The sequence below is a fragment of the Neobacillus drentensis genome, from assembly GCF_036962765.1.
Lineage (GTDB): Bacteria > Bacillota > Bacilli > Bacillales > Cytobacillaceae > Neobacillus > Neobacillus drentensis_C.
Genome location: NZ_JBALOS010000228.1, coordinates 210 through 5,968 on the forward strand (window position 1 = coordinate 210; position 5,759 = coordinate 5,968).

Annotated in this window: 5 protein-coding genes; all 5 read left to right on the forward strand. The window is 42.1% G+C overall.

Annotation, left to right across the window (positions count from 1 at the left end; all coding sequences use genetic code 11):
• Positions 1-29: 29 nt before the first annotated feature.
• The 5 genes from V7137_RS24145 to V7137_RS24165 all read left to right on the forward strand — a co-directional run bounded on the left by V7137_RS24145 (position 30) and on the right by V7137_RS24165 (position 5,517).
• Positions 30-929 (forward strand): fumarylacetoacetate hydrolase family protein, encoded by a 900-nt coding sequence (locus tag V7137_RS24145; RefSeq protein WP_335700424.1) that lies wholly within the window; start codon positions 30-32, stop codon positions 927-929.
• A 55-nt stretch (positions 930-984) separates the two neighbouring features.
• Positions 985-1,284 (forward strand): UxaA family hydrolase, encoded by a 300-nt coding sequence (locus V7137_RS24150; RefSeq protein ID WP_335700425.1) that lies wholly within the window; start codon positions 985-987, stop codon positions 1,282-1,284.
• Positions 1,277-2,446 (forward strand): UxaA family hydrolase, encoded by a 1,170-nt coding sequence (locus tag V7137_RS24155; RefSeq protein ID WP_335700426.1) that lies wholly within the window; start codon positions 1,277-1,279, stop codon positions 2,444-2,446. The genes V7137_RS24150 and V7137_RS24155 overlap by 8 nt, the downstream gene beginning before the upstream one ends.
• Positions 2,447-2,469: 23 nt before the next feature.
• Positions 2,470-3,936 (forward strand): alpha-ketoglutaric semialdehyde dehydrogenase GucD, encoded by a 1,467-nt coding sequence (gene gucD / locus V7137_RS24160; RefSeq protein ID WP_335700427.1) that lies wholly within the window; start codon positions 2,470-2,472, stop codon positions 3,934-3,936.
• A 258-nt stretch (positions 3,937-4,194) separates the two neighbouring features.
• Positions 4,195-5,517, forward strand: coding sequence for an MFS transporter (locus V7137_RS24165; RefSeq protein ID WP_335700428.1), 1,323 nt, complete (start codon positions 4,195-4,197; stop codon positions 5,515-5,517).
• Positions 5,518-5,759: the final 242 nt, after the last annotated feature.

Below are 5,759 nucleotides of genomic sequence, written 5' to 3' on the forward strand. Positions count from 1 at the left end.
CTGTAATTATTATTTAAAAGGAGGACTATATGCGTATTATTTCTTATTTAAATGAAAAGTCAGTTCCAGTTCTTGCTGCTTTAACAAATGAGGGGCGTATCTATTCACTGCCGCAAAAAGACTTCTTTGAGTTAGCTCAGCAAGCAAAAGATCATGATACTTCTCTTCTTCACTTTGTTGAAAACGCTATCTCTACCTTAGATCCAATATCACAATCTCTAGATAAACTAACATTGCTCGTTCCGATTGAAGCTCCTGAAGTGTGGGCGGCCGGTGTTACATATGAAAGAAGCAGGGACGCCAGAAACTTCGAATCTATTGATGGTATAAACGGTTTAACCACTGTCTATGACAAGGTCTATGATGCCAAACGTCCTGAAATTTTTCTTAAATCCACAGCCGCTAGGACAGTGGGTCCAAATGATAAGCTATATCTTCGAAGTGATTCCCAATGGCAAATCCCTGAGCCGGAATTAGGGCTTGTCATTAATAGCGAGGGAGAAATTTTAGGTTATACCATTGGAAATGACCTCAGCTGCCGTGATATTGAGGGGGAAAACCCGCTTTATTTACCCCAGGCAAAAATCTGGAGAAATTCCTGTTCTATTGGTCCAGCCATTCTTCTATCTGAAGCGGTTCGAGATCCTTATCAATTTGAAATTACCTGCAGAATCTATCGGAACGGCGAAAAAGTGGTGGAAGGGAGCGCTAATACCCGCCAGTTAAAGAGGAAATTTGACGAGCTTGTTTCATATCTCCTTAAAGATAATCAGATTTTTAACGGCACTGTTTTATTGACAGGCACATGTATTGTTCCCCCAAATGAATTTACGTTAGTAGATGGAGACCAAATAGAAATTGACATATCTGATATTGGGGTTTTACAAAATACTGTCTATCTTGCAAAAAACGTTGTACACAATTTGTAAGCCATTCACTAACTATTTTTAAAAGAAGACCAATATAAAGCAGGGGAGATTTAAGATGAGTACAGCTTTTAAAACGGTGATGATGAAGCCGAATGATAAAGTGGCTGTGGCTTTAGAGGGTATTCCAGCAGGGAGTCATGTCAAGGTCACATGCCAGGGGAACAGCTTTGACATTGAATTAAAGGAAAAAATTGAATTCGGGCATAAATTCGCTGTCAAATCGATCTCCAAAGGGGAGGATATTCTTAAATATGGTGAAGTGATTGGTTCAGCCACTACAACGATTGATATTGGTGAACATGTTCATATTCACAATCTGGAAGGAAAAAGAGGCAGGGGGGATAAAGTTGAATAGTGGAAAGAAGTTTTGGGGATATAGGCGCCCAAACGGTCAAGTAGGGGTAAGAAACCACGTGTTAATTTTGCCTACGATTACTTGTGCAACCCAGGCAGCAAAACAAATTACCGAATTAGTGCAAGGCACGGTCTCTTTTATACATCAGCATGGATGTGCACAGGTAGGTGTAGATTATGATCAAACATTCCGAACTTATGTAGGAATGGGGGCCAATCCGAATGTTTATGGCGTGGTAGTTCTAGGACTTGGCTGCGAAACCCATCAAGCACGCAGTGTTGCAGGAGAGATAGCCAAGACAGGAAAGCCTGTTGAAGTGGTTTCCATTCAGGACCACAATGGAACACTTGGTGCCATCGCTGAAGGATCTAGAATAGCAGTGAAAATGGTACAGGATGCTTCCGCCCAAATGAAGGAACTCTGTGATTTCAGTGAGCTCATTATCGGGACCGAGTGCGGCGGTTCGGATGCATGTTCCGGTCTATCAGCCAATCCAGCAGTAGGGGTCGTTAGCGATATGCTTGTTGATCACGGAGGTACTGCGATTTTAGCCGAAACAACAGAACTAATTGGTGCTGAACATTTATTGGCACAACGTGCAGTCGATGACAGGACAGCCAAGCGAGTATATGAAGTAATCGGTGCTATGGAAAATCGTGCCATCATGATGGGAGTAGATATCCGTACAGGGAATCCAAGCCCTGGAAATATCAAGGGAGGGTTGAGTTCTCTCGAAGAAAAATCGTTAGGTGCTTCCAATAAGTCTGGCAGCAGCCCTTTACAAGAAGTGATCGATTACGCACAAGTCCCATCCAAAAAAGGTCTGGTTTGGATGGATACACCGGGACATGATATTGAACAGTTAACGGGGATGGTGGCTGGTGGAGCCCAAATCGTTTTGTTTACTACAGGAAGAGGTACACCTACCGGATCACCTATTGCTCCTGTTCTTAAAATTGCAACCAACACTGGAATTTTTGAAAGAATGGGAGATAACATCGATTTGAATGCCGGAACGATTATCGAAGGCATTGATTCAATTGAGTCGGTTGGCCAGCATATTTTTGATGAAATTGAGCTTGTTGCTTCTGGAAAGCTGACGAAAGCAGAAATTCTGAAACAGTATGATTTTGGTATTTGGCGCATTGGCCCTACATTTTAGGAATATGGAAAGGAGTTTTAATCATGACCACTTCAGTTCAGGTAAAAACCCATCTTAACTATATTAACGGAGAATGGGTATCATCCATCAGAAATAAAGTCGGCGCAGCCATTAATCCTGCCAATAAAAATGAAATCGTCGGCTACGTACAGTGCTCGACAGGGGAAGATGTTGACAGGGCAGTGGCTGCGGCCAAGAGAGCGCAAAAAGAATGGCGCCGTCTTTCAGGAGCAGAACGAGGTGATTATCTCTATAAAATAGCAAATTGTCTGGAAAAGCGTCTTGAAGAGGTAGCCGAAACGATGACAAGAGAGATGGGTAAAACGTTCCCTGAAGCAAAAGGAGAGACAATGCGCGGGATTGCTATCCTCCGTTACTATGCTGGTGAGGGGCTGCGTAAAGCGGGTGATGTGATACCATCCACTGACAGCAAGGCATTAATGTTTACGACACGCGTTCCGCTTGGAGTCATCGGTGTAATTTCTCCTTGGAATTTTCCGGTAGCCATTCCAATCTGGAAGATGGCCCCTGCCTTGATTTATGGGAATACTGTTGTGATTAAACCGGCACAGGAAGCAGCTGTTACAGCAGCAAAGATTATGGAGTGTATGCATGAGGCCGGCATCCCGGCTGGTATAGTCAATATGGTTACCGGGGCTGGATCTGAAGTCGGCACAGCAATTGTCAACCATTCAGACGTAATCGGCATTACGTTTACAGGCTCCAATGCAACTGGGAAACAAATTGGTCAGGCAGCTCTGGCCCGCGGAGCAAAATATCAGCTGGAAATGGGCGGGAAAAATCCTGTTATTATTACAGCAGATGCGGATTTAGATCTGGCGGTAGAAGGAACAATTAACGGCGGCCTTCGTTCGACAGGACAAAAATGTACTGCTACAAGCCGGGTATTCGTTCAGGCAGAGGTATACGATGCATTTAAAGAGAAGCTGCTTGAGCAGGTTAAAGAAATTACAATTGGAAACGGCATGGAAGGCAATTCATGGATGGGACCATGTGCCAGTGAGAATCAGATGAAAACCGTTCTCTCTTATATTGAAAAAGGAAAAGCAGAGGGTGCAAGATTGATATACGGCGGTGAACGGTACACGGAGAACGGAGGCGAAAACGGCTTTTTTGTCCAGCCGGCCATATTTGAAGAGGTTACAAATGGAATGGTCATTGCCCAGGAGGAGATCTTTGGTCCGGTGCTGGCACTAATTAAAGTGGAATCAATTGAAGAAGCGTTAACGCAGGCTAATGATGTCGAGTACGGGCTTAGTGCCTCCATTTATACAAAAGATATTGGCACCATGATGTCGTTTATCAACGACATCGAGGCAGGACTTGTACGGATTAACGCGGAAACTGCGGGTGTTGAATTACAGGCACCCTTCGGCGGCATGAAACAGTCCAGCTCGCACTCCCGTGAGCAGGGCCAGGCTGCGGTCGAATTCTTTACTGCAATCAAAACAGTATTAGTAAAAGCATAGAAAGATAGATTACATTAAACCCCTAAAATCTTCTTAGATTTTAGGGGGACTGCATTAAGTTAAAAAGGTTCATTTATTAATGTTGCGATCGTGTTTAAATGATTAGAAATAAAGCAGAAAATTGTAAGACTCAGAATTTTATCCTCTCTAGATTTTGCACGATGGCTATCTATCAATTGATTAACCAAGGAATGCCTGAAATTGTTATAATATTCTTAATTTAATTTGGAAGCGATTTCAATAATAGGAGGTTTTAAAATGAGAGAGATAAATCAAAAGAGAACAAAAGTTCGATGGAAAATCGCCATCTTCATGTGGGCAGCCATAGCCATTAATTATTTGGACCGTACAGTCCTATCTGCCACCACTCCGTCTATAATGAAGGAATTTGGAATAAATGCGGCTGAAATGGGAATAGTCATGTCTGCTTTCTTTTGGACCTATGCGTTGTTTCAAATTCCTGCAGGTTGGCTGGCTGATAAAGTGGGACAGCGGTTCTCACTTGCTTTAAGCGTTGCCTGGTGGTCCATTGCTACGGCATTGACAGCTGTTAGCCAAGGAATGAAATCCCTCATCATATTTCGTTCCTTATTGGGAATGGGTGAGGCAGGAGCATATCCAAGCAATGCCGGTGTGACTGCAAAATGGTTCCCTGATAAAGAACGTACAAGAGTGTCTGCTATTTTCGACAGTGGTTCTAAAGTGGGTACGGCAATAGCCATGCCGTTTGTTGTTTGGTTAATGACTGATTTTGGATGGAAAGTTCCGTTTATTGTATCTGGTCTGTTAGGATTAATTTGGGTAGCCGTTTGGTGGGCCTATTATCGTGATCCGGAAAAGCATTTATATGTAAACAAAGAAGAATTAACCTATATTCGTGATGGTCAGGTAAAAAAGGAAGGTCTTGCTAAAGAGCAGCCGATGAAATGGTATCAACTTCTTAAATACCGTAATATTTTAGCAATGTGTGTTGGGTTTTTCATGTTAAACTATGCCATTTATTTCTTTATCACTTGGTTCCCGACGTATCTTGTACAAGAACGCGGCTTCCAATTGATGAAAATGGGTTGGGTATCCATGATTCCTCCACTCTTTGGTCTAGTTGCTGAACTTTTAGCGGGTTGGTTTTCCGACCATCTTTATTCTAAAGGCTATTCCTTAACCTTTGTTCGTAAATTGAATCTAGGTGGTGGTATGTTATTGGCAACCTCGATTGCTTTTGCGGGGCTGGTTAATTCAGCTGTTCTTTCTATCGCTTTACTATCGATTTCCTATGCGGGTTTAACGACTGCAGCTTGTGCTATTTGGTCACTTCCTGGAGACGTAGCCCCTGTAAATATGACTTCAGTTGTTGGAGGACTTCAAAACTGTGTATCAAATATGGGTGGCATTTTGGGTCCGATTGTAACCGGTTTTATAATTTCTACTACCCACTCATTTACCCCTGCACTTATAGTGTCAGGAACTGCCACCTTAATCGGTGCATTAACCTATCTCTTTTGGCTTGGCAAAGTTGAACCTATTGTTCCTAAAATAAGCAGTAATGTAGGAAAAATAGATAACCATTCTATAAACATTTAAGAATCATATAAGCTTATTAAAAGTTGAAAATAGAGGTTTTCATGTCCACGAATACTTAAATATACCTTAAGCGGACCGAAATGGCACAAGATCAAATCTTATACTAATCCACTTAATGAGCTGCTCAAACTGCTTGGTAGCTTCTTTTTTTAATGAATGTGTTAAAAGTTATTGTTGATTTTTAACATTGTGATTGAAGCGGAAGGGGATTTTTCAGGTGTAATACTTTAAATTCTTTATAC